Genomic DNA, 26163 nt, shown 5'->3' with positions numbered 1-26163 from the left:
TTCTTATGCCAATCCTTCTTTTGTCATTGTTTCTTCGATAGCTGCAATTGCATCATCTGCATCTGCACCTTCTGCTGAAATAGTAACATCAGCACCTTGACCAACACCAAGACTCATAACACCCATGATTGATTTAAGGTTTACTGCTTTACCTTTGTAATCAAGCGTGATGTCTGAAGCAAATTTGCTAGCTGTTTGGACAAGCAAAGTAGCTGGACGTGCGTGAATACCTGTTTCTGCAACAATGTGGAAATCTTTTGAAGCCATATTATGGTTCTCCTTTTGTCATTTGTAAATATTTGAGTCACCTATTGGTAACCCTTACAAGTTAAAAGTATAACATATTGCTTTTTATTTTTCAAGATTAAATGTCTCAAACAGAAAAAAACTTGAATGTTTTCCACAGCTTTTCATATTAAAAATGAGAGTCTTAGAATTTAAAAATAGAATTCTAAAAATGATTTTTTTATGTTCTTCTGAAAGGAATTGGAAAACAGGCTGAAAGCTTTTAAACTAACCCTAAAAAACGAAATATAGTGTCTCATTTTATTTTAAGACACTATATATTGTGTTTTGTTAGAAATAAAACACTTGCTTTTTCCATTCTTTTTTTATATGCTATTACCATGAAAAAAATTAGGAGGACAACATGGCAGCTATTACTGTTTTTTCGAAAAACAACTGTATGCAATGTAAAATGACTAAGAAATTTCTTGACCAGCACGGCGCTGATTTTGAAGAAATTAATATTGATGAAAAACCAGAAAAAATTGAATATGTGAAAAATCTCGGCTTTTCTGCGGCTCCAGTGATTGAAGCTGGTAATGTTGTTTTTTCAGGTTTCCAACCAAGCAAACTAAAAGAACTTGTTTAAGCAAATTAGAGTCTGGGAATAAAGCAATTAATTGCTTTATTCCCATTTTGTATTGTTAAGTTAAGAGGATAAATTCAATGAGTTTAAAAAATATTGGCAATGTATCTTACTTTCGCCTAAATAATGAAATTAACCGTCCTGTTAATGGACAAATCCCACTCCATAAAGATAAAGAAGCCTTAACTGCTTTTTTCAAAGAAAACGTACAGCCTAATTCAAAAGCTTTTGACTCAATCACTGATAAAATTGCTTACCTCCTTAAGTATGATTATCTTGAAGAAGCTTTCCTCAATAAATATCGTCCTGAATTTATTGAAGAATTATCTACCAAACTCTTCGATAAAAAGTTTCGTTTTAAATCCTTCATGGCAGCCTATAAGTTTTATCAGCAGTATGCATTAAAAACAAATGATGGAGAATACTATTTAGAAAGTATTGAAGATCGCGTTCTCTTTAACGCTCTTTATTTTGCAGACGGTGATGAAGAACTAGCAACTGACTTAGCTCTAGAAATGATTTCACAACGCTATCAACCTGCAACACCAAGTTTTTTAAATGCTGGTCGAAGTCGTCGCGGAGAATTAGTCTCATGTTTCTTAATCCAAGTAACTGATGATATGAATGCTATTGGTCGTTCGATTAATTCAGCTCTTCAATTATCTCGTATTGGTGGTGGGGTTGGAATATCACTTAGTAACCTTCGTGAGGCTGGAGCTCCTATCAAAGGTTTTGCTGGTGCTGCTTCTGGAGTCGTTCCAGTCATGAAATTATTTGAAGACAGTTTTTCTTACTCCAACCAACTTGGACAACGCCAAGGTGCTGGAGTTGTTTACCTTGACGTTTTCCATCCAGATATTATTTCATTCTTATCAACTAAAAAAGAAAATGCTGATGAAAAAGTACGTGTTAAAACATTGTCATTAGGGATTACTGTACCCGATAAATTCTATGAACTAGCACGTAACAATCAAGAAATGTACTTGTTTAGTCCTTATAGTATCGAACGTGAATATGGTGTTCCTTTCAGCTATATTGATATTACCGAAAAATACGATGAATTAGTCGCTAACCCTAATATCACTAAAACAAAAATCAATGCTCGTGATTTAGAAACAGAGATTTCTAAACTTCAACAAGAATCAGGTTATCCTTACATCATCAATATTGACACTGCTAATCGTACTAACCCTGTTGATGGAAAAATTATCATGTCAAATCTTTGCTCTGAGATTTTGCAAGTACAAAAACCAAGTCTTATCAATGATGCTCAAGAATACCTTGAAATGGGAACTGATATTTCTTGTAACCTTGGCTCAACTAATGTTTTAAATATGATGACATCTCCTGATTTTGGAAAATCAATTAAAACAATGACTCGTGCTTTAACTTTCGTTACTGACTCATCAAATATTGAAGCTGTTCCAACTATTAAAAACGGAAATGCTCAAGCACATACATTTGGACTTGGAGCAATGGGACTCCACTCCTATTTGGCAAAAAATCATATCGAATATGGTAGTCCAGAATCAATTGAATTTACTGATATTTATTTCATGCTAATGAACTACTGGACCTTAGTAGAATCAAACAATATTGCCCGCGAACGTCAAACAACATTTGTAGGTTTTGAAAAATCAAAATACGCTGACGGTACATACTTTGATAAATATGTATCTGGAAAATTTGTTCCACAATCTGACAAAGTAAAATCCCTATTTGCTAATCATTTTATCCCCGAAGCTAAAGATTGGGAAAACCTTAGATACGCAGTTATGAAAGACGGACTATATCATCAAAATCGGCTTGCAGTTGCTCCGAATGGTTCTATTTCGTATATCAACGATTGTTCAGCATCTATCCACCCTATTACACAACGTATTGAAGAGCGTCAAGAGAAAAAAATCGGGAAAATTTATTATCCAGCTAATGGCTTAGCTACAGATACTATCCCTTATTACACTTCTGCCTATGATATGGATATGCGTAAAGTAATAGACGTCTATGCCGCAGCAACTGAGCACGTAGACCAAGGTCTCTCAATGACACTCTTTTTACGAAGCGAATTACCAAAGGAGTTGTACGAGTGGAAAACAGAAAGTAAGCAGACTACTCGCGACCTTTCAATCCTACGCAACTATGCTTTCAACAAAGGTGTGAAATCAATCTACTATATCCGTACTTTTACAGATGATGGTAGCGAAGTCGGAGCTAATCAATGCGAAAGTTGTGTCATCTAACGAAGAAACTCTACTTAAAACATCAGAAACTAGACTGAGATAAACTATCTCAGTTTCATGATGTTATCTTATTTTCTAAGGTATTTTCATCTTTATTTTTCTAAAAATCGATAATACTTGAAATATTGCTAGATCAGAATTCTATATTCTACTCTTCTTCCATCATCATTATATAAAAACCTATTTACCATTGGAGAAAACCATGACAACTTACTACGAAGCTATAAACTGGAACGAAATTGAAGATGTTATTGATAAATCAACTTGGGAAAAACTAACCGAACAATTTTGGCTCGATACACGTATCCCTTTATCAAATGACTTAGACGATTGGCGCAAACTTTCTGCTCAAGAAAAAGATCTTGTTGGCAAGGTTTTTGGAGGCTTAACCCTACTTGATACCATGCAATCAGAAACTGGTGTTGAAGCTATTCGTGCCGATGTTCGCACGCCTCACGAAGAAGCTGTCTTAAACAATATTCAATTCATGGAATCTGTTCACGCTAAATCTTATTCTTCAATTTTCTCAACTTTAAATACTAAATCAGAAATTGAAGAAATTTTCGAGTGGACTAATAATAATGAGTTCCTTCAAGAAAAAGCACGTATTATCAATGACATTTATGCTAATGGAAATGCCCTTCAAAAAAAGGTGGCTTCCACCTACCTCGAAACTTTCCTTTTTTATTCTGGCTTTTTCACACCTCTTTACTATTTGGGAAATAATAAGTTAGCAAATGTTGCTGAAATCATTAAATTAATTATTCGTGATGAATCTGTACATGGTACTTATATCGGTTACAAATTCCAGCTTGGTTTTAACGAATTACCAGAAGATGAGCAAGAGAATTTTCGTGATTGGATGTATGACCTCCTTTATCAGCTGTATGAAAACGAAGAAAAATACACCAAGACACTTTATGATGGCGTAGGATGGACTGAAGAAGTTATGACCTTTTTACGCTACAATGCTAATAAAGCTCTTATGAATTTAGGACAAGATCCTTTATTCCCAGATACAGCAAATGATGTCAACCCAATTGTTATGAATGGTATTTCAACAGGAACATCAAACCATGACTTCTTCTCTCAAGTAGGTAATGGTTACCTACTTGGTAGCGTTGAAGCTATGCATGATGATGACTATAACTATGGATTATAAGAAAAAGACACTGATTTAGTGTCTTTTTCTAGTTAAATACAAATTTCTTGACAAGCAAACCCTTTCAAGATAGAATGTTAGAGTAAATACACAAGGGAGTGCCTTGAGCTGAGATTGCAGATATGCAAAATCCTCTAACCTGATCTCGTTAGGACGAGCGTAGGAATTGTGGTTTGAATTGGTTAAACATGACAAATGACAAAAGAATCTCCTTTGCTGTATAAAAAAAGGAGATTTTTTATGTCAAAAAATAACAACACTACCTGTCTTATTGAAACTGCTATTTTTGCAGCGCTTGCTATGGCTTTATCAATGATTCCTGATTTTGCGTCATGGTTCACTCCCTCTTTTGGAGCAATTCCTCTGATACTTTTTGCATTACGTCGTGGTACAAAATACGGTCTATTTGCTGGCTTAATTTGGGGCTTATTGCACTTTGTTCTTTCCAAAGTATATTACCTTAGTTTATCCCAAGTTTTTATAGAATACATCTTAGCATTTATAAGTATGGGACTTGCAGGCGTATTTTCTGCTAAATTTAAAGATGCACTTAGCAGCAGCTCTAAAACTAAAGCTTTATCATTAGCATTATCTGGAGCAATATTAGCAACATTTGTTCGTTATGTTTGGCATTATATCGCTGGTGTTATTTTTTGGGCTAGTTATGCACCAAAAGGTATGTCTGCTACATTATACTCATTAAGCGTCAATGGTACTGCTGGTTTGTTAACTCTATTTTTTGTAGTCATTAGTATTATTATTTTAGTTATCAGCTACCCTAGCTTCTTTTTACCTAAGAAATAGAAAAAATAAAAGGACTGATTTTCAGAGAATCAATCCTTTTATTTTACACTAATATAAGTTTTTTGATAAAAAATCTAGCTACTACTATCTATAAAAATGACGTGCTGCTTTTAAAGACTTAATGAGAATGTAGATATGAATAGATGTTGTTATAATAATTGCTACAATCTCCACTTTTTGAAAAACAAATGAGATAAAGAATAATACAAAATAGATCGTAGGGAAAATAAAACCACTTAAATTCATGACAATATCAAAACACATCTTATAATTTGATTCCAACTCTGCTTCGTCCAATTGTAAGACATTGTTTTTCAACTCTTTTAAAGTTGGAGCGACTGTCATTTTTATACCTCGGATATTCCGATATACCTTTAAAAAATATATATGTAAACCCAATAAAACAAATAGCAGTGATAAATCATATATTGGAATAACTAAAGTAACTGAATCATCAAAAATATTTAGTTTATAGTTAAATAAAGTATTAACTATACTGAGTACTATTGAAATTGACACAAAAGTCATCCCATAAGAATGTCTTAAATTAATCTGGCGATAAATTTCTTCAGATTGACTTTCATCAACATTGAAAAAAACTTTCTGATATTTTTGAATCTGATAGAGGTAGATGAGACTAAAGAGAGCTGTTATAATTACAACAATACGACTAACCCATAGGAAATATTGAACAATATTAATTTCAGATAAGTACTTATCTTGACCAAATATGATAAAAAGAGCTCCTACGGAACCAAGTATGGCCCCTATAAAACCACCAATTAAAAGACTTTTGATAATTCGAACAAATGTAGTATCACTTTGTTTTATAAAATTTTTCATCATTATTCCTCCATTGACACTAAACTAAAAACATTCTCTAGGGATTCTTTAAATACTTGAGAAATCTTCATAGCAATAATAACAGATGGCGTATATTCTCCGCGTTCAATTAGGCTAATTGTTTGTCTTGAGACTCCTGTTAATTTAGCGAGTTCTGTTTGATTGATACCATCTCGTGCACGCAATTCTTTGAGTCTATTTTTTAAAATTAATCCCATCATTTTTCTCCTTTATAAAATGATATATAGATTTATTCCTCGCTCTATTTATTGACTGGACGCAATTCCTTGATATCATGAATACGGACAATACGCACCTCCTCTTTACTTCGTTTCAAGTTGCGACGAATCTGTACCCAATCCTCATCTACCTTTAAAATCTCATAAGGATGAGTTTGAGAACCATCCTCTAAATAAATCATACATGTGCTTCCTACTAAATCTTGAATCATTTGTGACATAAGTGTTTTTCCTCCCTGATTTATTTTTTCTAATTGTTTACCCCTACGACTGAGTGCCTTTTGCTCTTTAGGTACACCAATATACGTCATGACCATAAAAAGCCATTAAGCCAAACAATTCCATCTATCTACTCCCTTTCTTTTTGCAAACAAAACTCAAGCCCTGCAATTGATGCTACCAACACACAAAATACAATTTCATTTATTTCTATTATATCAAGCATATCAAGAACAAGATTACTTACCATACATAAGCAAACTAGGGTTTCCATAACTCTTGCAACCATCCGACCTGTAATAATAAATTCCTTTTTCATTTGAGTAACTCCTAAAACCATTATGCTTTTGAAACAATGATTAATTTGATTGTTCAATGATTAAGTGATTTTAACACGCTCCTCCTTTGATATTATTTTTCTTTTTTATAAATAATTATTAGCAAAGATTATTGATATCATTAAAATATCACCCCAAAAAAAGTTACTAAATAGAAATAATTTAGTAACCTTTTAAATCTTCAATTTTTAGTTAAAGCCTCTTTAGCCATAAACTTATAAAGGCCCGAGTAACGTCCTCTATAATCTTTTTTCCATGGTTTATCTCGTCCTGCAAAATGTAAAAAAACAGTATGGTTAATAACCCACTCTAAATCCCATTCATTGCGACTTTTTAATTGATAAATAAGACTATACCTAGCATCATAATTATAAATTTCATCAGGTATTGGTTTAACCAAATTAGCGTATAAGCCATTTAAGATATCCTGATCTGGTAAGATTAGACGACCACGGTTTTGCATTATGTAATCTAAGATAGTTTGTTGATGAACAACTTTTCGTATAGCAGGCAAGTTCATCAAGAGTACCCCTGTATTGAAATAAGAGGATTCTAGCTCTACATTTTTTAACCGTAATTTATTGACATAATCTAGAAACTTACCATCAGTATTATGACTTGCCGCTGCATATAGTTGATCACCTAACTCCATATCATATAAACTTGAGAAATCATTTAAGCAAAGCATATCTGCATCTAAATAAAGTATCCTATCTAAGGTCTCAGGTAAAAATTTATGAGCCAAAAGTCGATAATATATTGTATCTGGATAGCGATCAGTTGTAGGTGCCTGAGCAAATACTTCGGTACCTACAATTATTGGATGATAGCCAACTTCTAAATTTTGAGTATATTGAATAAGTTCTGTATGACGTTTGAGTAATGTTTTTTGTAAGACATATATCTCTAACTTACGATTCTTGGTTTGTCGGACAAGCGAATAAAGCATCACTTTAAAATGATCTACGTACATATCATCAATAGAAAATAATAGATTCATGAGTTGGATCCTCTCCGTAGTATATCTTCTTTCATCCTAACATATGTCTAAAGAAAAACCAAGTTTGAGTTAAAACTTGGTTATCTTTTATATAAAACTTCCCCATAATATAGCTAAAATAATTGCTGGCAACATATTGATAACTTTAATATTTAGGTTAAAGAGTAAATTAACACCGACACAGAATATAAGCATATTTCCTACTAAGTTAAGGTAATCTAAAGATGATGGATTAAGTAGACTCCCCATGAAAAAAGCAACAATCGTAAGGCTACCTTGTAGTAAAGCGACAGGAAGTGCAGAAAATAGAGCTCCTTTCCCTAAAGACACTGTCATAATTGCAATAATAATCATGTCTAACATTCCCTTAGCAAATAAAATCGAATGATCTGCTGCTATACCATCTTGAATGCTACCAACAACGGCCATTGCTCCAATACAAACGGTACAAGTTGAGGTGACGAATGCCTCCACAAATTTAATATCGTTACCACTTCCTGTTTTTTGCTTAAGATAGTTCCCAAATTTATCAATATACGAATCTAGTGATAGCAACTCTCCAAGTACCGTACCTAGAGCAAGAGTAATAATCATCATATTTGTATGATTAGAGATGAGATGTGACTTTTCGACTAACATCATTTTCTCCAAAACACCTGATATCGAAATAAATAAAACTGCAACTCCCATGGCTTGCATAAGGCTCTTTTGAAGTGATTCTTTCAAAAAATTTTTCAAAAATAAACCTACAAAGCCTCCAACTATAATAAGAATAACATTGATAACTGTTCCTAAACCAACCATATTTCTCCTATATACACAAAGGAACAGAACGATGTTCTGCCCTTTGTCTGTTTTATTTACTAACTAAATGAGAGGTGTTTCTTATAAATTTTCTGCAACTGCTGCTAGCAACTCTGCAATTTTACTTGCATCGCTACCACCTGCCATAGCCATGTCTGGTTTACCACCACCACGACCTGCTACAATTGGTGCCAATCCTTTGATCATGTTACCAGCGTGGACATCTTTAGTTTTGCTTGCAACAAGGACATTAACCTTCTCACCAATAGCTGCTACGAGAACAAGCACATCAGAGTAGTCTTTTTGTTTCCAGTTATCAGCAAATGTACGAAGTGCACCTGCGTCTGCAACATCAACTTGACTAGCAATGAAGCGCACGCCCTTAGCTTCTTGAATATCTTTAAAGACATCACCAGCTGCTGCAGCTGCTGCTTTTTCTTTAAGCTCTACATTTTCTTTTTGAAGATCACGAAGTGAGTCGCTAAGAGCTTGTACTTTAGCTGCTGCATCTTTCAATTGCGGAGCTTTTACAGTAGCAGCGATCTCTTTTAGTGCATCCTCTTGGTTACGATAAGCTTCAAAAGCTTGTCTACCAGTAACTGCAATAATACGACGAGTACCTGAACCAATACCTTCTTCTTTGACAATCTTGAAGAGACCGATTTCTGAAGAATTATTTAAGTGAGTTCCACCGCAAAGTTCAACAGAATAATTACCAATTTGAACCACACGAACCACTTTACCATATTTCTCACCAAAAAGTGCCATTGCTCCCATCTCTTTTGCGGTTTCAACGTCAGTTTCAGTCGTTGTGATCGTAAGATCGTTCCAAATTTGCTCATTAACTTCTTGTTCAATGTGACGAAGTTCCTCATTGCTTACTGCTTCAAAGTGAGTAAAATCAAAGCGCAAGAATTCTTCTTCGTTCAATGAACCAGCCTGAGTTGCGTGTTCACCGATAACATTGTGAAGAGCTGCATGGAGCAAGTGAGTTGCTGTGTGGTTTTTCTCAACAGCCAAACGACGCTCTTTGTTGATTTCAAGTGTGTAGTTTGTTCCAACTGAAAGTGATGCCAAAACGTTTACAGTGTGTAGAGGTTGACCATTTGGTGCTTTTTGAACATCAACAACCTCAGCAACTGTGTCACCCTTATCATTTTTGATGACACCGTGGTCAGCAACCTGTCCACCCATTTCAGCATAGAATGGTGTTTGAGCAAAGACAAGAAGAGCTTGACCTTCTGAAACTGCTTCAGTACGTTCATTGTCAGCGATGATGACTGAAAGACTTGATTCAAGACTATATGTGTCGTATTCGAATCGTGATTCTTCAACAATACCAGCTAGGGTTTCATTTTGCATCCCCATCGAACCACCCTTAACAACAGCTGCACGCGCACGGTCTTGTTGTTCTTTCATGGCTGACTTAAAGCCTTCGTGGTCAATCTTATAGCCTGCATCTTCTGCCAATTCCTCTGTCAATTCAACTGGGAATCCATAAGTATCATAAAGTTTGAAGATATCTTTACCTTCAAGTGTGTCTTTACCTTCAGCCTTAAGCTGCGCAAGCAATGAATCTAAGTGACCGCTACCAGCATCGATAGTACGAGCAAATGTTTCTTCCTCACGTTTAACGATTTTCTCAATAAAATCACGTTTTTCAAGCACTTCTGGATAGTAGCTTTCCATGATTTGTCCAACAGTCGGAACCAATTTGTAAAGGAAAGTTTCGTTGATGCCAAGACGGCGACCGTGCATAACCGCACGACGGAGAAGACGACGAAGAACATAACCACGACCTTCATTTCCAGGAAGCGCACCATCACCGATGGCAAATGAAAGCGCACGGATGTGATCAGCGATAACCTTGAAGCTCATGTTGTCGCCATCTGGATCGTAAGTTTTACCTGACAATTTCTCTACTTCACGGATGATAGGCATGAAAAGGTCAGTTTCAAAGTTTGTTTTTGCCCCTTGCATAACAGCTGCAAGACGTTCAAGACCCGCACCCGTATCAATGTTTTTGTTTGGCAATTCTTTGTATTCTGAACGTGGTACGGCTGGGTCAGCATTGAATTGTGAGAGAACAATGTTCCAGATTTCGATGTAACGATCGTTTTCGATATCTTCAGCCAAAAGACGAAGTCCAATATTTTCTGGATCAAAATCTTCACCACGGTCGAAGAAAATCTCAGTATCTGGACCTGAAGGACCAGCACCGATTTCCCAGAAGTTATCCTCGATTGGCACCAAGTGACTTGGTTCAACGCCACAAGCAATCCAACGGTTATATGAATCCTTGTCATCTGGGTAATAAGTCATGTAGAGCTTGTCTTTAGGGAAGTCAAACCATTCAGGACTTGTCAAGAGTTCAAATCCCCACTCAATAGCTTCATCACGGAAATAGTCTCCAATTGAGAAGTTACCAAGCATTTCAAACATAGTATGGTGACGTGCTGTTTTACCAACATTTTCAATATCATTAGTACGAATTGATTTTTGTGCATTGGTAATACGTGGATTTTCTGGAATCACTGAACCATCAAAATATTTTTTCAAGGTTGCAACACCTGAGTTGATCCAAAGAAGCGTTGGGTCATTAACAGGAACCAAGTTAGCTGAAGGCTCAACGGAATGTCCTTTGGATTTCCAGAAATCCAACCACATTTGGCGGATTTGTGCAGACGATAATTCTTTCATTATTCTCTCCTAAAATTAGTTTGATGCATTTTTTTCTAACTCTTTGACATAGTCGATCGCTATGACAAGCGAAATTGTCAAATCGTTGTAAGTTTCACTGTAAACTTCTACCTGATAAGTTGAAGTCATACGAAACCACTGTTGAGATATGTTTGCTATAACTTGATTGTCTTTTAAGAGTTGGAAATCCATATCCCAAAAATTTCCCTTAACTTCCATATCAAGGTCTTCAATGGTGTAATGAGGTTTCAAAAATGAGAAATCTTTCTTAATCGTGAAATGATTCCCATTGGCTAATGTCACATTAAACTTTGGTAAAAAACTTAAAACCTTCTTCTCAATCTGACTAATGAGATGTTCCTCTTCGTCAAAGACTTTAAAAGTCTTAGGTAGAGGGAACAAACTTCCTTCAACGTGATAACAGGGAAGCCCAGTCAGGTCTGTAATAGTAAATTTACCGCCTAGAGAAAACATTTTTTCTTTAATTTGAAAAGTAGCCATATCTCTTCCTCCTCGAAAGTTGACAAATAGCAAAAGACAAGTCCATTACGAAGGGCGAAAACCGCGGTACCACCTTCATTCAATGAACTTGTCATTCTCATTTATTTTTAGTTTTACCCCATTGAGTAGCATCTTTTTCTGATTATCCATGACTCGCAGCAACCGTCACTTTTCTGTATCTAATCGTTGAAATTTCATTCTCAATAGTATTAATTATACAGTCTTTTTAAGACTTGGTCAACTATTTTTTAAGTGATGATGAACCACTTGTTGTAGCATATTGTGATAAGATGCCTGCAAATGCTTTATCTTTAATCTTAACATTAGCTTTTTCTAAGGCTTTTGAAATCACTTTATTTTGGAAGGCTCTATCGCTTGTTTTATCCTTAAGAATAACTTCTTTTAAGCGATTTTTGTAAGATTTCCAATCAGATTTTTTCTCTGTCTTATCAGTTACTTTAATGATGTAGTAACTTGTTTTATAAGTTGTTGAATCAACCGTTGAAACCACATCTGAAACACCATTTTTATCTAGCTTAAAGGCTGCTGACATAACTTCTTTAGGGAGGGTTGTCCCTGCAGAATCAAATTTATACTCAACTTTCTTATCAGTAGCTGTTGTTTTTTCTTTTGCAATCTTTGCAAAATCAGCTCCATCAGCCTTTACATCTTTAAGGACAGATTTAGCTTTATCTTCTGCATCCAATTTGATTACTTGTACAGAAGTTTCAGGAGTATAGTTTTTATATGCTTCTTTATAGTTTGCTTCTGTTAATTCTTTCTTAGCTGCTTCTTTTACAGCATATTCCACAAGCATAGTTGTGCGAATTTGTTGTTTGTAACCTTCCGGAGTCAAACCTGCTTGTGAAAGTGCGCTTGAAAATGAATTACCATAGCCTTTAGCTGTCTTATTATAAGCTTCTGATACTTTTTTATCTGAAACTTTATCACCATACTGTGTATCAAAAACACGTGAGAGGATCAATGTAAGCATTGATTGTTGTGCAGCTTTTGATGTTTTTACTTGATCATAAAAATCAGAGACTGTAATAGTGTCGCCCTTCATTGTAACAACATTTGTTCCATTTGATGTTTTACCTGAGCAGGCAGCTAATGTGGCAACTGACATAAGTGTCAAAAAGCCTGCTGCAAGTTTTGATCTTGTTTTCATGATTTATAACTCCTTTTTGTCATTAACTCCATTATTATATCATAATTTCTTAAAAATGCCTTAATCTTCTAGTACAATATGATCTGCATTTTTACGAATCATCAATAAACCATCTCCCAAAGGTACCAAAGTAGCAGTTAAATCAGGATGTTGCAAAGTCGAGTCAAATAAACGTTGCAGACCTCGGTAGATAGTTCGCTGACCTCTTCTCACTTCATCGATAGGTTTTGCAATATCTCCACCTTGGAAAATATCATCTAAAACAACTACTCCTCCAACATCTAAATGTTTTAATACTTGAGGTAAAAAAACGATATATTTAGACTTAGCAGAATCCATGAATACAAAATCGTAAGATTTATCCAATGTTTGTAACACATCCACAGCATCGCCTTCCAAAAGGGTTATCTGATTGTGATTATCATATTTTGCAAAGTTTTCCTTAGCCAAGGCAATCATCTCTTCATTACGATCGATCGTTGTTATCTTTGCTTCAGGAGCGTTTTCTGCCATCAAAAGGGCCGAAAAACCAATAGCTGTTCCAATTTCTAAAATGTGCTTAGGTTGTAATGTTTGCATCAAAAAACGAAAATAAGTCGCTGTTTCATGAGGTATAATAGGGATATTTTCCTGTTTAGCAAATGCTTCTAACTCTGCTAAACAGCCATTATTTTGTTTTTGGTGCTGACGCATATATTGAACAATTTCTTCTTTAACTACTGGACGACGCATATTATGATTAGCATTTTTACTGTAAGATTGAACCACTTTTGGCTCCTCTTTTCTATTTTAAATAATAACTTTTTTATTATAGCAAAAAATGTCTAACTCTGAGAATGATTTAATCCAAACGAGTGAAATCAAGTGATATTATATCTTTGAGACTTGAAATATTATAGTTTTCTTTGGAATTCTCTAACCTTAAGTTTATGGATTTTATACCAGCATTTTGAGCAACCTCCAAATCTAGTGGACGATCTCCTATGTAATAAGTCATTGATTTATCTAAAGAATATCGTTTAACTAAATAATTAATCCCTTGTGGATGTGGTTTTCGCTCGAATCCCGAAACACCAGTTAAAATTTCATCAAAATAATGAGAGATCTGCAAGGTTTCCAACACTGAATGCGTACTTGCTCCTTTATGTGTATACATAAAATTGGGGATATCTTGTTCTTTGGTCCATTCTAAAATCTCTTTTGCATATGGCATTAAATGTATTTTAGAATCTCGACTTTCTTGTTCTTTTGTAAAATATGCTTTCAGTTTTTCATGAGGTATTTGCTCTTCCTCTGAAAGGTTTACCAATAATTTCCCCACTGATTCCTGTAAAATATATTCATGGATTAATTCTTTATCAAATATTAAACCAAAATGACGATAGGTTTCTTCAAGAGCTTCCATAATTGGTACATACGAATCTATTAATGTCCCATCTAAATCCCAAATAAAAGTAAGCTTCTTCATCCTATTTCCCTTCTTTTTTGACAATAGCAGTTTTGGTCTCATAAAAATCATAACTTGGGTAGGTATTTCCACCTATTGAGTTTTCCACTAACTAACTTTACCAAAACCACTCTCAAAACAAACTATAAAATAACTGATCACTATCAAAAACCAGTCTAGTTGACTGGTTTTACTTCAATAGCTATATTTTCAACTTAATCATTATGGACGCCTTTTGCTACAAGATTTTCCAGTTCCACTAAACGCTCTTCAAATACTCTAAAAGCTGCATCCAGATAGTCTGCACTAGTCATATCAACACCAGCTTTAGCAATGACGTTTAGAGGGTAATCTGAATTCCCAGCTTTAAGGTAATTTAGGTAGGCCTCTTTATCCTCCGGATTACCGTTTACAATACGCTCTGCTAAATAATTTGCTGCTGCGAAGCCGGTTGCATATTGGAAAACATAATAATTGTAGTAAAAGTGTGGAATTCTTGCCCATTCATATTGAATAAAATGATTATCTTCTTTAGTCAAACCATAATATTTTTCATTAAGCTCAGCGTAAAGATTGTTTAAGTATTCGCTAGTTAGTACTTGCCCCTCCTGATCAGCTACATGAATGGCATGTTCGAATTCAGCGAACTGTGTTTGCCTAAAAATTGTTCCTTTGAAACCGTCCAAATAATGATTGAGAATTGCAAAGCGATTTTTATCATCTTTAACTTCTTTCAAAAGGGTTTCTGTTAATATATTTTCATTTGTTGTTGATGCAATTTCAGCTAGGAAAATAGAATAATCACCATAAACATAGGGTTGATTTTCACGAGTAAACGTCGAGTGTAGACTATGTCCAGTTTCATGCACCAGCGTATAAAGATTATCTAAAGTATCTTGCCAGTTAAGAAGCATGAAAGCATTAGTGTCATAAGATCCACCTGAATAAGCGCCTGACCTCTTTCCTTTGTTAACATGGACATCAATCCAACGTTCAGTAAAAGCACGATGAACACGTTCAGAATATGCTTCGCCAAAAATAGCTAGAACCTCCTCTGATTTTTTTAGAGCTTCATCATAAGTAAAACTCATATCCATTTGAGAAAGGGGTGTATATACGTCATACATCTTCAAATCATCTAGCCCAAGAACTTTTTGACGCAACTTCATATAACGATGTAAGAGCGGTAAATGATGATTAACTGTCTTAATTAGAGTTTCGTAGACCTCTTCTGGAATAAAATTGGCAGATAGAGCTGATTGGCGTGCTGATTGATAATGATGCACACGAGCCTTAAAATTTTGAGATTTCACATTTGTTTGTAATGTTTTAGCGTAAGTATGCTGGAATTGTTCATATGTGCTATACATAGCTTGATATGCTTCTTTTCGAACCGTCCTATCGCTAGATTCCATAAGGGAAATGAAATTACCATGTGTAAGCTCAACTTCCTCACCTTTTGCATTTTTTACAACTGGGAAGACCATATCTGCATTATCAAGGATTTCAAATGTCTCACCAGCTGCTCCAAAAATCTCACTAGCACCAGCTAACAATTCTTCTTCGTTTTGAGATAAGACATGAGGTTTATTTGCAAATATTTTCTCAAAGAAATGATCATATTTTTGCAAGTCAGGCATTTCTAAAAGGAATGACTGGTAATCAGACTCTGAAAGTTGCAATAGTTCTGGCTCGTAAAACGAAAATGTTTCACTAAATTTTGCATAGAGCGCTGTCGCTTTCGCTTGAAATTCTTGATATTTCGCAACAGTGGTGTCTTGGTCATTTTTCATTGAAGCATAGACATAAACTTTTTCTAAACGGCGAGATAAATCTAATTCAACCTCCGTGATCTCCAATAAAGATTGGCTTGAGTCCAACAGATGACCTGAAAAACCCTTTGCATTATCGATGGCTTGAGTAAGCTCTACCACTTCAGTTTCCCATAACTCATCAGTCGCAAAGACAGTAGTTAAATCCCATTGGTATTTTTCTTCAATATGTGAGCGATTGTCTGACATTTTGTATCCTCCAGTTTAATTCTTAGTGACTATTTTATCATAAAATACAGGGGGATAAAGTGTTTGGTCTAAGTTATTCTTATTTTTTTGATAATAATTTGTAAAATTCTGATAAAACGATGTTAGAGAATTTGTTATTTGACAAAAATCAGTATCTACACGTGGTGGCTGTATTTGAGGAAAAAACATCATTAGCTCTTGGGTCAATAGATTCTGACCAGAAAGGTAGGCCTTTTCTTGTTTTCGTAACCAAAATTGATTGCCATAGCGTAACTGCTGACGCACATAATCTCTGATATTTCTGTCTTGTTTAACCTTATAAAAATTTAGATTTTTTGATTGGTATGGCCACTTCAAAAATGCTAGAACGTCTCCACTAAGAGGGCAAGTTTTACTTAAGTAATAGACATGTCCGCGTAAATCTTCGTAAATCAAATATTTTAGTCTCAGTACTTCTAACCTCAAATCTAACTCCCAAATATGAAATCCGATACTTTGAGAAAATTGTAAAAATTGTTTATGTAGATTTGTTAAACGATGCTTTAACCAGAGTTTTTCCCCTAGTAACCATCTCACTTGAAAGTCTGCCTGTAGATATGCTTTTGTTCGCTCCCTGAGTCGCTGCTCTGATAGTCGGCTACACTGAACTTCTAAAGCCAATGTCTCATTCACAAATAAATCTGCAATCTGATTAATTTCTGGCAAATGATGCTCGAGCATAGTTTCATTCTCTCTACTTAAACTCATATATAACTTTGCTTTTAATTGCAAGTGCTCATTAGACTCATTTTCATGATAAAACTGACAATTTTTTAGACTAATATGTGCAAAGTGTCTTCTCATGATTCGACCTGCCTTTAACCTTACAGCTGAACAACAAGTTGGACAAAAATACTGTCCCTTTCCCGGATGAGACTCGAGTAGATTAATTAAATTTCCTTGTTTGTCTTTAGCAATTAACATTTTTTCTCCTACTTTTACTATTCGAAAAAAGTTATCCTTTCGGATAACTTTTTATTTATTTTTTGACATTAAAACTAGGTAAACAAAGACATTAATCACCATCAGCCCACTTGTTATTAAAAATGGTGTCATAAAAGGTTCCAGATGTAGCTGGCTTGGAAGTTTCGTTAAAATAAGCGGTGTCAAAATAACTCCTATATTACCAGCTGTTAAGGCAAGGCTTGTGATAAAGTTATTATGTTCTTTTGCATAGTTTTTTGAAATATAAAAGAATACAGAAGACATGGTGCCAACAAAACTAGCTCCTATTAAAATACTAGCTACGATAAAAATGATCTGATTATTAGCTAAAGCAAATAGCACATTACCTATTCCCATAGCTAGAATCATGATTAATAGCGTCTTCTCTTGGAATACTTTAACTAATTTTCCAAATACAGATCCAACTAAAATACCACTAAAAGCAAGGAGAGTTAACATATTACTAGAGAAGCTCGTCGCGTAGTGATATTTTGTCACTAGTAAGGTTGGAATTTTGACAGTTGCTCCTATATAAGCAATACCTACTAAGAACGTGATGAGCATCAACAAAGCCGCTTTAGTATCAAATGTTGTACTAGCTTTAAGGGTATGTGTTTGATTTTCAACCTCTGGAACATTTTTCCAAAAGAAAAAGAAAACAGGAATAACCAGAAGGTAAACCAAATAAATATAATTCACACCAATAGCTAAAACCAATCCAACAATAAATGTAGTTAAGGCTTTACCGATATTGAGTGATGCTGTTCTAAGACCAATCATACTGGCTCTCTCATCAGCCTCATATAAATCCGTTATGATACTAATTGATAGCGAATTATAGAGACCAATACCAATACCCAAAAGTAGTCGACTAGCCATCGCAAGTGAAAAATTACTTGTAAAAAATGAGATAAACCCAGACATTAAGATTAAACATAAACCAAGTAAGACCGTGTTTTTTTTGCCAAGTTTTGTGACTACAAAATTACTCAAAATAACAAAAATAGTAATCATCATAGCTGGAATAGTAACTAAACTCTCTACTGAAGCTAGTCCAATATGAGGGTTTTGAGTATGGTAAAAGGCATACAATTTAGGAATTGCAGGAGCAATTGCTAAATGAGACATCAAAAAGATAGAAATCGATAAAATAGTCAATTTCAATGAAAGTTTTGAATTCAATGGTTTTCTCCTTTAAAATAATCACTTATAAGTATATGAAGAATACTAAGCAAGGTCAAGTGAGTCGTTTCACTAATCTAAATACCTTTTTAAGATAGCTGCCTCTGAATCTCTCAATCTACGATACTGACCTGGTTTCAAATTCATATCAAGCCTCAAGTCACCAAAAGAAATACGCCTCAAGTATATAACTTTAACGCCATATGCAAGAAACATCTTTTTTACTTGGTGAAATTTCCCTTCTGTGATAGTTATTCTTGCGGTACTTTTGTCATTATTAGCCGTATCAATCGTTAATTCAGCTGGTTTACACTTTGTTCCATCGTCAAATACAACTCCTTCTTCAAAAAAGGTAATAGCATCTCTTTCCAAGAAACCATTTACTTCAACATAATATGTTTTTGCAACGTGGTGTTTTGGATGTAACATTCGGTAACCCAGTGGACCATTATTCGTGACTATTAAAAGCCCTTCCGTATCACGATCTAGACGACCAATCGGATACAATCCCTCCACCTTATCTTTTTCGCTAATTAAGTCTATGACTGTTTTATGTTCTGAATCTCTAACTGCTGAAACAACTCCTGATGGCTTATAAAGAAGGTAATAAGAACTTTCTTTTAGGCAGACCCTCTCTTTTCCTACAAAAATCGATTGTAGACCACTATCTACAATAACATTATCCTTTGTAACAATTTGACCATCTACAGAAACTTGCCTAGAACAAATTAATTTCTTAACCTGATTTCTAGACCCAAATCCTGCCTGACCTAATAATTTATCTAAACGCATACCCTTAGTTTACCATACTGTAAGTTAAACATTTGCTAATTCTTTTTAAAATCTTTATACTACTAATTAGTAATAGAAAAACAAAGGAGATTATCATGGGACTTTTAGTAGATGGCAAATGGGTTGATCAATGGTATGATACTGCATCAACTGGTGGTAAATTCGTCCGAACCGTTACACAATTCCGTCATTGGGTTACTAAAGATGGTTCAGCAGGGCCTAGTGGGGATGCAGGTTTTAAAGCAGAATCTGGACGATATCATCTCTACGTTTCACTAGCTTGCCCTTGGGCATCACGTGTATTAATCATGAGAAAGCTTAAAAATCTAGAATCTCATATCTCTATCTCCATTGTTAACCCTTTAATGTTGGAGAATGGTTGGACTTTTCAAGAATATAAAGGCGTTATTCCTGATATGATTAACCAAAGCCAATACCTTTACCAAATCTATCAAGCAAGTCAAAGTGATTATACAGGACGCGTGACAGTCCCTGTTCTTTGGGATAAAAAATTCCATACAATCGTTAACAATGAATCATCTGAAATTATGCGTATGTTAAATACTGCATTTAATCATATTACTGGAAATACTGACGATTACTATCCCGATTCCTTACAAGGACAAATTGACGAAATGAATAATTTTATTTATCCAAAAATAAATAATGGTGTCTATAAAGCTGGTTTTGCCACTTCTCAGAACGTTTATCAAAAGGAAGTTGAAACCTTATTCACAGCTTTAGATCAGTTAGAAAAACACTTATCTGATAACCATTATCTTGTTGGAGAACAATTTACCGAAGCTGATATTCGCCTTTTCACAACTTTAGTTCGCTTTGACACCGTTTATTATGGTCATTTTAAATGTAATTTAAAAGCGCTACATGATTACCCACATTTATGGCATTATACAAAACGTATTTACAACCTACCTGGAATTGCTGAGACAGTTAATTTTGATCATATCAAAAAACACTATTACGGTAGCCATAAAACCATTAACCCTACTGGTATTATTCCAGCTGGACCTAACTTAGACTGGACAATTTAATAAAGCATAATAAAAAAGTAAGAATGAATTTTTTCTCATTGAGATTCATCCTTACTTTTTTATTATTTACTTTACAACTTTGATGCCGCTGCTTCATCCACAATAATCACAACATCATCATGTTTTTGGAGGATACTTGCTGGCATATCTTCTGTGATAGGTCCTTTAATCATACTTGCAATCGCTTCTGCTTTTTCAATACCATACGCCACTAATACGATTGTTTTTGATTTCATAATAGAGCCTATACCCATTGATAAGGCTTGCTTTGGTACATCATCAATACTATTAAAGAAACGACTATTAGCTTCAATTGTACTTGGAGCTAAATCAACCACATGTGTTGTAATATCAAAAGGTGTACCTGGTTCATTAAAACCAATATGACCGTTACGACCAATTCCAAGGATTTGAAAATCAATTGGATTAGCATTTATGACAGCATCGTATCGTTTTATTTCTTCTTTCAAATCTTTAGCCAAGCCGTTTGGAAGGTTATTTTCCTTGAAAGGTTTAGCATCAAAAAGATGTTTATGCATAAAATAAGAGTAACTTTGATCATTACTTGCGGCAATTCCAACATATTCATCAAGGTTAATAGAAACCATATTTGAAAAATCAAGATTACTTTTTACAATCTCTTCGTAAAAGGTGATTGGGCTACTTCCTGTTGCCAATCCTAAAGTTTGAGCACCAGCTTTCATTTTCTCTTCTAAAAGAGTAAATGCAATTTTTCCCCCCTCAATGTCGTTCTTAACTGTAATAACTCTCATGTTTACTCTCCTTTTATTTGGTATAGACCTTTATGATTATATTATATGGTATATACCAATTTTTGTCAATAAAAACTTCTTAATTTCGTTATAAAACTAAAAAGAATTACTGTCCATTCTAGTTTAGACAATAACTCCACGATTAATATTTTATATTGAAAATAATTGTCCAATGACGTAGGTTGCCAACATTGTCAAACAACCAATCATCACATTTCGACGCATGGCAGGTACTGTAGGAGCTTGACCTAACTTAGCACTTACATAACCAGTTGATAATAGTGAAACAATAACAATTATTACCGTTCCTACAATTCGTACCGAAAATGGCAATAACAGAATAGTTATAGTTGGAAAAATTGATCCGATGGCAAAAGCTATAAAACTAGATATAGCAGCATGCCAGGGGCTTGTATATTCACCGAACTCAATACCATATTTTTCTTCAACTAAATGCTCAATAGCATTCTTTGAAAAAGCCTTGTCAACTAGCCATTGAGCATGTTCGTGACTTTCTCCTTTTGCTAAGTAGATATCAACTAAGGATTTTTTGGCAAGTTCTGGATTATTTTCTAGTAGTTTCTCTTCACGCGCAACTGCTGCTTGTTCAGTATCTTTTTGAGTAGAAACACTAACATACTCCCCGCCAGCCATAGAAAATGCACCAGCTAAAATCGCGGAAGCTGCTGATAAAAAAATAATCCAAAGGTTATGAGTTGCACTCGCAACACCAATAACAACACCAGCTACAGAGATGATACCATCATTAGCACCAAGAACACCAGCTCTTAAAATATTCAATTGTTGGGAAAAATTTTTTGCTTCTTTCATCTTCTCTACTTCTCACTTTCTGACAATTATTATATCACTTATTTAGAATGATTACAATTATTTTTTATAATCATTCTAAATAAAAAGATTAGTTGGGTCATTTTTACTGAACGTGATATAATAGAAAAGCTTACTTATAGATAGGAGAAATCATGAATACAAACGATTTTGATTTTTATTTACCAGAAGAACTCATTGCCCAAACACCACTTGAAAAAAGAGACGCTTCTAAATTATTAGTCATTGATCATAAGAATAAGACGATGACAGATAGCCATTTCGATCATATCTTAGATGAACTCAAGCCTGGTGATGCTTTAGTAATGAATAACACACGTGTTCTGCCCGCTCGCCTTTATGGTGAAAAGCAAGATACACACGGCCATGTAGAGTTATTACTTCTCAAAAATACAGAAGGCGATCAATGGGAAGTGCTTGCTAAACCCGCTAAACGCTTACGAGTAGGGACCAAAGTTTCATTTGGTGATGGTCGGTTAATAGCAACAGTCACAAAGGAATTAGAACATGGTGGGCGTATTGTAGAATTCTCATATGATGGTATTTTTCTAGAAGTCCTTGAAAGTTTGGGCGAAATGCCACTTCCGCCATATATTCATGAAAAACTAGAAGATCGTGACCGCTATCAGACTGTGTATGCAAAAGAAAATGGTTCTGCTGCTGCACCAACAGCCGGTCTCCATTTTACAAAAGAACTATTGGAAAAAATTGAAACAAAAGGTGTGAAGCTTGTCTATTTGACGCTTCACGTTGGACTTGGAACTTTCCGTCCTGTTTCAGTTGATAATCTTGATGAACACGAAATGCATTCTGAGTTTTACCAATTATCTAAAGAAGCTGCTGATACTCTCAATGCAGTTAAAGAATCTGGTGGACGTATTGTAGCTGTTGGTACAACTTCTATTCGCACATTAGAGACAATCGGTTCTAAATTCAATGGTGAATTAAAAGCCGACTCAGGGTGGACAAATATTTTTATCAAGCCTGGTTATCAGTTCAAGGTTGTAGACGCTTTTTCAACCAACTTTCACTTACCAAAGTCTACTCTTGTCATGTTAGTATCAGCATTTGCTGGACGTGATTTTGTACTAGAAGCTTACAACCATGCAGTTGAAGAACGATATCGTTTCTTCAGCTTTGGTGATGCTATGTTTGTTAAGTAAGAATAGGCTTTCAATTAGGAAAAAGTTTTATCATTTTTTAACACGATTGACATACTATAACGCCTCCAAAATGCTACAATATGATAATGAGTAATCGAAGTATTTTAGACGAGCGATTATGTTTTACGGTTAGTGAAACACATCGACTTTTCAATAAATTTTACCAAAAAGCTTTGGATGAATTTCAATTGACTTATCTCCAATACGTTATCTTGTTAGTCCTTTGGGAAGAGGATCATCGGCATATGAAGGAACTTAGTTATGCACTATCTCTTAATTCGAATACCCTAACTCCAGTTTTAAAGCGTATGGAAAATCGTGGGTGGATTGTACGAGAAAAACCAAGAGATGATAAAAGGCAACTCATTATTCATCTAAGTAACAAAGGTATTGAGTCACAAGATGCCGTTGTCAATGCGGTGCAATCGTGCGGGTATTTTTTCTCAGAAATTAGTCCTGAATCTTATCAAAAAACTGTTTCTGCCCTTTCTTCACTTAACCAAGTTATAAAATCACATTTATAAAAACCTCTTAGATAGTTAATCTAAGAGGTTTTTATTATTTTGATAGATTTATTTCTAATTCATATTAACACGATGCCATTGATTAATAACAAAACATAATTGTTCTAGCTGATATAGTCCCACTCCATTAATTTCTGAATCTTCCTGAGTAGAGCCACCTAAACCTGCAGTATAAATAGCAACAATATAAGGCACTTCTTCTTTGACAATTGCTCCAACATTCAACGCCTCACGGACATACCCTGGCTTTTGAGCAACAACAACATCAGATGGTATCAAAGCACGATAATAATCTGTTGGAAAAGCTTCTTCTAAATAAGTAATTAAACTATCATACTTTTTACGATGTTTCCAGAGATAGTCTAGCACTTGAATATAGTAATCTGTTGTCACTTTATTACCGTTTTTTTGTATATTTTTGATGTCTCCTTTAGATTGGCCATAACGACCAAACTTTGAATAAGCACTATCCATGCCACCAATACGCTCAGCTAAAGCATAGGCGGGTGTATTTTCTGAATAAACTAAAGAGTATTTTTGCATATCATCAATAGACATTGCCCCCGAGAAAGCAGCAACATAATTATTATGTTCACCAATATATTCATAGTCAGTCTCGGTAATATCAAAGCGTTCTTCCATGGACAACTTGCCCTTGACCACTGCATCTACTACCAACATGTTAAGAGGTAACTTATAGGTGCTCCCTGCTGTCATAGCCTGAGTATCATTCATAGCGTCCCTTTGTCCTGTTTTTAAATTTTTATAAGAAAAAGCAACACTATTTTTTTCAATGCCATATTCAGACATATAGGCCAGAACAACCTCTTTCAAGGACAAATGGGCATAATCATAATAGAGCCTATAGGCATTCATCAATTCCATATCTTGTTCCATGACCATTTTCTTTTTTTCAAGAGACTTTTCTACAATTTTTTGATCATGTGAGCTACTGGATGTCCTTGTGGTTGAAGTAGATGATATTCTTCTATCTTTTGTCTGCTTCAACTTAGAGTTACTGGACTTATTAAACATTACTAAAAAAATCAGCATGATTAATAAAGTAAGGGTAATAATAATGGTTAATCCTAAAATAAATTCTTTCTTTGTTTGTTTCACAACACCTCTCCTACTAATTTATTATAGTAAGAAAATTAGAAAAAATCAATGAGAATTCTATTCAAACAGTGATAATAAACATCACGTATTCATCCAAATTTTACCCAAAGAAACAATAGTAAACGACAGCAACTATTGTGCTAGTTAATCCAATCAAAGCTTCATAGCTAATTAGTTTCATACGATCTTTTATAGCCATATTGACAGCTCCGCCTGTCGCATGGAAGAAGGATCCATGAGGTAGCGAATCCAAAACAGTCGCACCTGCGTGAATCATAGCTGCACCCGAAACCGCCGGTACCCCTGATTTAATCAAGGTTTCAGCAAACGTTTGTGAAGCAATAGTTGTTCCAGAAGTCGTTGATGCTGTTGCTGCTCCCATAAAAATACCTGAGAGTGGGGCAAGGATAAAGGTCGGCATATTTAAAAATTCAAGGAGATGAATCATATCAAATTGTAGATTAGATGCTTTAATAATACCTGAGAGCGTACCTGTTCCAATCAAAAGAATTGAAACGCCAACAACTTTTGATAAACCGTATTCAACAAACGGTACCGTTTCTTTTAGGTAACCTGTTGCTAAAATACTAATTAGACCACCCAACGGCAGTGCAATCAAGGGATCAATAGTGATTCCAAATAAAGGACGAAGAGCTAATAAGCAGATAACCACAAGTGGACCAGAAATAGCCGGTAAGAATGCTGGCAGATCAGAGCCCACTTGCTCCTCACTATCATAAGAAATATCGTTATTTTTCTTGGAAACAATCTTTGCTAATATAATCGTAACTACTAAAGCTGCAATTGCAGGAATAATATTTTGTACCATTAAGCTTGTTAAATCAACCTTAAATGCTTCTGAAGCAGCAATTGTATTAGGATTGGGTGAGATAATATTCCCAGCCTTACCACCACCAATCATTGCTAACAGTATGCTAGATTTAGAAAGATTAGCTTTTTTACCTATTGCTAATGCAATCGGAGCAACTGTAATAACTGCAATATCAATAAAGACACCTACTGCACAAATAATCATTGTTGCGATGGCTAAAGCTGTGATGGCTCGCTGTTGTCCTAATTTTTTAATGATACTTTCTGCAATTTTTTCAGCTGATCCGGTTTTAATTAAAGCACCCGCTAAAATCCCTGATGTTAAAATGCGTAATATGGATGACATCATCCCTTGCGCACCTAATACCATTGTATTGACAATTGTAACTAAATCACCGCCACCAATCAAACCACCAACTAATGCTCCAAGAATGAGACTATAGGCAGGATGAACTTTTTTGATAATCAGTAAAATAGCAAGCGCTAATCCTATTAAAGCCCCTGTTGTTGTAAATGTAGCTTCCATAACTTATC

Annotated in this window: 27 protein-coding genes and 1 riboswitch; of the genes, 7 read left to right on the top strand and 20 right to left on the bottom strand. The window is 34.8% G+C overall.

Going from position 1 to position 26163, the window contains the following annotated elements:
- Positions 1 to 3: 3 nt before the first annotated feature.
- Positions 4 to 267, bottom strand: coding sequence for a phosphocarrier protein HPr (locus EGX96_RS09640; protein ID WP_000146945.1), 264 nt, complete (start codon positions 265 to 267; stop codon positions 4 to 6).
- A 382-nt stretch (positions 268 to 649) separates the two neighbouring features.
- On the opposite strand from EGX96_RS09640, the gene EGX96_RS09635 reads away from it, so the two are divergent.
- The 4 genes from EGX96_RS09635 to thiT all read left to right on the top strand — a co-directional run bounded on the left by EGX96_RS09635 (position 650) and on the right by thiT (position 5077).
- Positions 650 to 874 (top strand): redoxin NrdH, encoded by a 225-nt coding sequence (locus EGX96_RS09635; protein WP_000719060.1) that lies wholly within the window; start codon positions 650 to 652, stop codon positions 872 to 874.
- Between the two features lie 77 nt (positions 875 to 951).
- Entirely contained in the window at positions 952 to 3111 is a 2160-nt protein-coding gene (nrdE, locus tag EGX96_RS09630) for a class 1b ribonucleoside-diphosphate reductase subunit alpha (RefSeq protein WP_000053876.1), read from the top strand.
- A gap of 202 nt (positions 3112 to 3313) precedes the next feature.
- Positions 3314 to 4273: a class 1b ribonucleoside-diphosphate reductase subunit beta gene (gene nrdF / locus EGX96_RS09625; RefSeq protein ID WP_000214845.1), complete on the top strand. Its 960-nt coding sequence runs from the start codon at positions 3314 to 3316 to the stop codon at positions 4271 to 4273.
- Between the two features lie 84 nt (positions 4274 to 4357).
- Positions 4358 to 4456, top strand: a riboswitch (TPP riboswitch).
- A 57-nt stretch (positions 4457 to 4513) separates the two neighbouring features.
- A complete protein-coding gene (gene thiT / locus EGX96_RS09620) occupies positions 4514 to 5077 on the top strand; it encodes an energy-coupled thiamine transporter ThiT (RefSeq protein ID WP_000042136.1) in 564 nt (187 codons plus the stop codon).
- Between the two features lie 84 nt (positions 5078 to 5161).
- Here the strand turns inward: thiT and EGX96_RS09615 are convergent, their stop codons facing one another.
- The 15 genes from EGX96_RS09615 to EGX96_RS09540 form a co-directional block, all read right to left on the bottom strand.
- Positions 5162 to 5920 carry a DUF3169 family protein gene (locus tag EGX96_RS09615; protein ID WP_001868051.1) on the bottom strand — a complete coding sequence of 253 codons (759 nt, stop codon included), beginning with the start codon at positions 5918 to 5920 and terminating at the stop codon, positions 5162 to 5164.
- A gap of 2 nt (positions 5921 to 5922) precedes the next feature.
- Positions 5923 to 6138 (bottom strand): helix-turn-helix transcriptional regulator, encoded by a 216-nt coding sequence (locus EGX96_RS09610; RefSeq protein ID WP_000522957.1) that lies wholly within the window; start codon positions 6136 to 6138, stop codon positions 5923 to 5925.
- Between the two features lie 44 nt (positions 6139 to 6182).
- Positions 6183 to 6476: a hypothetical protein gene (locus tag EGX96_RS09605; RefSeq protein WP_000245558.1), complete on the bottom strand. Its 294-nt coding sequence runs from the start codon at positions 6474 to 6476 to the stop codon at positions 6183 to 6185.
- Positions 6477 to 6508: 32 nt separating this feature from the next.
- Entirely contained in the window at positions 6509 to 6697 is a 189-nt protein-coding gene (locus EGX96_RS09600; protein WP_000711348.1) for a hypothetical protein, read from the bottom strand.
- A gap of 200 nt (positions 6698 to 6897) precedes the next feature.
- Positions 6898 to 7716, bottom strand: coding sequence for a glycosyltransferase family 8 protein (locus EGX96_RS09595; RefSeq protein ID WP_001050371.1), 819 nt, complete (start codon positions 7714 to 7716; stop codon positions 6898 to 6900).
- An 87-nt stretch (positions 7717 to 7803) separates the two neighbouring features.
- The gene (locus EGX96_RS09590; protein ID WP_000232924.1) at positions 7804 to 8520 is read right to left on the bottom strand and encodes a DUF554 domain-containing protein; all 717 of its coding nucleotides are present in this window, start codon (positions 8518 to 8520) and stop codon (positions 7804 to 7806) included.
- 81 nt (positions 8521 to 8601) lie between these two features.
- Positions 8602 to 11220 carry an alanine--tRNA ligase gene (gene alaS, locus EGX96_RS09585; RefSeq protein WP_000661554.1) on the bottom strand — a complete coding sequence of 873 codons (2619 nt, stop codon included), beginning with the start codon at positions 11218 to 11220 and terminating at the stop codon, positions 8602 to 8604.
- A gap of 15 nt (positions 11221 to 11235) precedes the next feature.
- Positions 11236 to 11721: an LURP-one-related/scramblase family protein gene (locus tag EGX96_RS09580; protein WP_000190192.1), complete on the bottom strand. Its 486-nt coding sequence runs from the start codon at positions 11719 to 11721 to the stop codon at positions 11236 to 11238.
- Positions 11722 to 11962: 241 nt separating this feature from the next.
- Positions 11963 to 12892, bottom strand: coding sequence for a peptidylprolyl isomerase PrsA (gene prsA, locus EGX96_RS09575; protein ID WP_000857822.1), 930 nt, complete (start codon positions 12890 to 12892; stop codon positions 11963 to 11965).
- Positions 12893 to 12952: 60 nt separating this feature from the next.
- A complete protein-coding gene (locus EGX96_RS09570) occupies positions 12953 to 13660 on the bottom strand; it encodes an O-methyltransferase (RefSeq protein WP_000250853.1) in 708 nt (235 codons plus the stop codon).
- Positions 13661 to 13733: 73 nt separating this feature from the next.
- Positions 13734 to 14360, bottom strand: coding sequence for an HAD hydrolase-like protein (locus EGX96_RS09565; RefSeq protein WP_000736935.1), 627 nt, complete (start codon positions 14358 to 14360; stop codon positions 13734 to 13736).
- A 194-nt stretch (positions 14361 to 14554) separates the two neighbouring features.
- Positions 14555 to 16360: an oligoendopeptidase F gene (gene pepF, locus EGX96_RS09560; RefSeq protein WP_001282902.1), complete on the bottom strand. Its 1806-nt coding sequence runs from the start codon at positions 16358 to 16360 to the stop codon at positions 14555 to 14557.
- A 15-nt stretch (positions 16361 to 16375) separates the two neighbouring features.
- A complete protein-coding gene (locus tag EGX96_RS09555; protein ID WP_000903642.1) occupies positions 16376 to 17323 on the bottom strand; it encodes a competence protein CoiA in 948 nt (315 codons plus the stop codon).
- Between the two features lie 51 nt (positions 17324 to 17374).
- Positions 17375 to 18526, bottom strand: coding sequence for an MFS transporter (locus tag EGX96_RS09550; RefSeq protein ID WP_001086200.1), 1152 nt, complete (start codon positions 18524 to 18526; stop codon positions 17375 to 17377).
- A 72-nt stretch (positions 18527 to 18598) separates the two neighbouring features.
- Positions 18599 to 19318, bottom strand: a complete 720-nt coding sequence (locus EGX96_RS09540; protein ID WP_001234957.1) for a 16S rRNA pseudouridine(516) synthase — start codon at positions 19316 to 19318, stop codon at positions 18599 to 18601.
- Positions 19319 to 19413: 95 nt separating this feature from the next.
- Between EGX96_RS09540 and EGX96_RS09535 the strand changes: the two genes are divergently transcribed.
- On the top strand, positions 19414 to 20370 hold the full coding sequence (locus EGX96_RS09535) for a glutathione S-transferase family protein (protein ID WP_000523788.1): 957 nt from the start codon (positions 19414 to 19416) through the stop codon (positions 20368 to 20370).
- Between the two features lie 71 nt (positions 20371 to 20441).
- Here the strand turns inward: EGX96_RS09535 and EGX96_RS09530 are convergent, their stop codons facing one another.
- On the bottom strand, positions 20442 to 21143 hold the full coding sequence (locus tag EGX96_RS09530; RefSeq protein ID WP_001263956.1) for a glucosamine-6-phosphate deaminase: 702 nt from the start codon (positions 21141 to 21143) through the stop codon (positions 20442 to 20444).
- 150 nt (positions 21144 to 21293) lie between these two features.
- Positions 21294 to 21974 (bottom strand): VIT1/CCC1 transporter family protein, encoded by a 681-nt coding sequence (locus EGX96_RS09525; RefSeq protein ID WP_000656582.1) that lies wholly within the window; start codon positions 21972 to 21974, stop codon positions 21294 to 21296.
- Positions 21975 to 22126: 152 nt separating this feature from the next.
- Between EGX96_RS09525 and queA the strand changes: the two genes are divergently transcribed.
- Both queA and EGX96_RS11335 read left to right on the top strand, forming a co-directional pair.
- Positions 22127 to 23155 carry a tRNA preQ1(34) S-adenosylmethionine ribosyltransferase-isomerase QueA gene (gene queA / locus EGX96_RS09520; RefSeq protein ID WP_001095273.1) on the top strand — a complete coding sequence of 343 codons (1029 nt, stop codon included), beginning with the start codon at positions 22127 to 22129 and terminating at the stop codon, positions 23153 to 23155.
- 80 nt (positions 23156 to 23235) lie between these two features.
- Positions 23236 to 23679, top strand: coding sequence for a MarR family winged helix-turn-helix transcriptional regulator (locus tag EGX96_RS11335; RefSeq protein ID WP_000606029.1), 444 nt, complete (start codon positions 23236 to 23238; stop codon positions 23677 to 23679).
- A gap of 54 nt (positions 23680 to 23733) precedes the next feature.
- Here the strand turns inward: EGX96_RS11335 and EGX96_RS09510 are convergent, their stop codons facing one another.
- Entirely contained in the window at positions 23734 to 24798 is a 1065-nt protein-coding gene (locus EGX96_RS09510; RefSeq protein ID WP_000814864.1) for a serine hydrolase, read from the bottom strand.
- Between the two features lie 100 nt (positions 24799 to 24898).
- Positions 24899 to 26155 (bottom strand): GntP family permease, encoded by a 1257-nt coding sequence (locus tag EGX96_RS09505; protein ID WP_000388411.1) that lies wholly within the window; start codon positions 26153 to 26155, stop codon positions 24899 to 24901.
- Positions 26156 to 26163: the final 8 nt, after the last annotated feature.

Origin of the sequence: Streptococcus sp. FDAARGOS_520, from assembly GCF_003812685.1 — a bacterium.
Classification (GTDB): domain Bacteria; phylum Bacillota; class Bacilli; order Lactobacillales; family Streptococcaceae; genus Streptococcus; species Streptococcus agalactiae.
This window is presented reverse-complemented; position numbering and strand designations above follow the sequence as displayed.

Bases quoted from the DNA above. Each gene is read 5' to 3' on its own strand.
- EGX96_RS09640 (WP_000146945.1), bottom strand. From the start codon at position 267: ATGGCTTCAAAAGATTTCCACATTGTTGCAGAAACAGGTATTCACGCA.
- EGX96_RS09635 (WP_000719060.1), top strand. From the start codon at position 650: ATGGCAGCTATTACTGTTTTTTCGAAAAACAACTGTATGCAATGTAAA.
- nrdE (WP_000053876.1), top strand. From the start codon at position 952: ATGAGTTTAAAAAATATTGGCAATGTATCTTACTTTCGCCTAAATAAT.
- nrdF (WP_000214845.1), top strand. From the start codon at position 3,314: ATGACAACTTACTACGAAGCTATAAACTGGAACGAAATTGAAGATGTT.
- thiT (WP_000042136.1), top strand. From the start codon at position 4,514: ATGTCAAAAAATAACAACACTACCTGTCTTATTGAAACTGCTATTTTT.
- EGX96_RS09615 (WP_001868051.1), bottom strand. From the start codon at position 5,920: ATGAAAAATTTTATAAAACAAAGTGATACTACATTTGTTCGAATTATC.
- EGX96_RS09610 (WP_000522957.1), bottom strand. From the start codon at position 6,138: ATGGGATTAATTTTAAAAAATAGACTCAAAGAATTGCGTGCACGAGAT.
- EGX96_RS09605 (WP_000245558.1), bottom strand. From the start codon at position 6,476: ATGGTCATGACGTATATTGGTGTACCTAAAGAGCAAAAGGCACTCAGT.
- EGX96_RS09600 (WP_000711348.1), bottom strand. From the start codon at position 6,697: ATGAAAAAGGAATTTATTATTACAGGTCGGATGGTTGCAAGAGTTATG.
- EGX96_RS09595 (WP_001050371.1), bottom strand. From the start codon at position 7,716: ATGAATCTATTATTTTCTATTGATGATATGTACGTAGATCATTTTAAA.
- EGX96_RS09590 (WP_000232924.1), bottom strand. From the start codon at position 8,520: ATGGTTGGTTTAGGAACAGTTATCAATGTTATTCTTATTATAGTTGGA.
- alaS (WP_000661554.1), bottom strand. From the start codon at position 11,220: ATGAAAGAATTATCGTCTGCACAAATCCGCCAAATGTGGTTGGATTTC.
- EGX96_RS09580 (WP_000190192.1), bottom strand. From the start codon at position 11,721: ATGGCTACTTTTCAAATTAAAGAAAAAATGTTTTCTCTAGGCGGTAAA.
- prsA (WP_000857822.1), bottom strand. From the start codon at position 12,892: ATGAAAACAAGATCAAAACTTGCAGCAGGCTTTTTGACACTTATGTCA.
- EGX96_RS09565 (WP_000736935.1), bottom strand. From the start codon at position 14,360: ATGAAGAAGCTTACTTTTATTTGGGATTTAGATGGGACATTAATAGAT.
- pepF (WP_001282902.1), bottom strand. From the start codon at position 16,360: ATGTCAGACAATCGCTCACATATTGAAGAAAAATACCAATGGGATTTA.
- EGX96_RS09555 (WP_000903642.1), bottom strand. From the start codon at position 17,323: ATGTTAATTGCTAAAGACAAACAAGGAAATTTAATTAATCTACTCGAG.
- EGX96_RS09540 (WP_001234957.1), bottom strand. From the start codon at position 19,318: ATGCGTTTAGATAAATTATTAGGTCAGGCAGGATTTGGGTCTAGAAAT.
- EGX96_RS09535 (WP_000523788.1), top strand. From the start codon at position 19,414: ATGGGACTTTTAGTAGATGGCAAATGGGTTGATCAATGGTATGATACT.
- EGX96_RS09530 (WP_001263956.1), bottom strand. From the start codon at position 21,143: ATGAGAGTTATTACAGTTAAGAACGACATTGAGGGGGGAAAAATTGCA.
- EGX96_RS09525 (WP_000656582.1), bottom strand. From the start codon at position 21,974: ATGAAAGAAGCAAAAAATTTTTCCCAACAATTGAATATTTTAAGAGCT.
- queA (WP_001095273.1), top strand. From the start codon at position 22,127: ATGAATACAAACGATTTTGATTTTTATTTACCAGAAGAACTCATTGCC.
- EGX96_RS11335 (WP_000606029.1), top strand. From the start codon at position 23,236: ATGATAATGAGTAATCGAAGTATTTTAGACGAGCGATTATGTTTTACG.
- EGX96_RS09505 (WP_000388411.1), bottom strand. From the start codon at position 26,155: ATGGAAGCTACATTTACAACAACAGGGGCTTTAATAGGATTAGCGCTT.